The sequence below is a fragment of the Ruegeria sp. AB6 genome, assembly GCF_056542685.1.
Map to the genome: position 1 here is coordinate 1 of NZ_JBQGAD010000042.1, position 775 is coordinate 775.

The following is a 775-nucleotide window of genomic DNA, read 5'->3' on the forward strand; positions in this document are numbered from 1 at the left end:
CTACGCGCCGGAAGTCGGGAATGTGATGACCCGCTGGGGTGTGCTGGACGACCCGGAATCGGCCTTTGAAGCGCTCAAGGGCTGGATGGAGGCGCAGCCGACCGGCATTCCCGGTCGTCGGCAGATGCCCAATTTCAACCTCAGCGACGAAGAGATCCGCGATCTGACCAACTTCTTGATCTGGACGGACAACATCGATGCGCAGGGCTGGCCGCCCAACGAGGCAGGCTGAGAAAGGGAACGGAGCAATGAAATACGAATCCCAAAAAATCGCCTACGCCTACTTCGCAGTAGCGATGGCCCTGTTCGCGGTACAGGTAATCGGCGGCCTGCTGGCCGGTTTCATCTATGTATTCCCGAACTTCCTGAGTGAGCTTCTGCCGTTCAATATCGTACGGATGCTGCACACCAACTCTCTGATCGTCTGGCTGTTGCTGGGCTTCTTCGGTGCGGCCTACTTCCTGATCCCCGAAGAGACCGAGCGCGAGATTCATTCGACCAAGCTGGCCTATCTGCAGTTGATCATTCTTGTGGTTGGTACGCTGGGCGTGGTCGTGACCTATGTCTTCAACCTGTTCGAAGGCAACTGGCTGCTGGGCAAAGAGGGGCGCGAGTTCCTTGAACAACCCAAATGGGTCAAGGCGGGCATCGTCGTGGCCGCGCTGATGTTCCTTTACAACGTGTCACTGACCGTTCTGAAGGGCAAGAAGACGGCAATTTCGAGCATCCTTGTTCTGGGCCTCTGGGGACTGGCGCTGCTGTTCCTGTTTGCTTT

1 protein-coding gene and 1 pseudogene are annotated in these 775 nt (G+C 57.2%); both read left to right on the forward strand.

Translation table 11 applies throughout. From position 1 onward, the window contains the following. Positions 1–232: pseudogene (locus tag ACR0DB_RS22610) on the forward strand (c-type cytochrome); the annotation flags it as partial. Between the two features lie 16 nt (positions 233–248). Further along, positions 249–775: cbb3-type cytochrome c oxidase subunit I (locus ACR0DB_RS22615; RefSeq protein WP_480553097.1), on the forward strand; the 527-nt coding region annotated here is incomplete at its 3' end.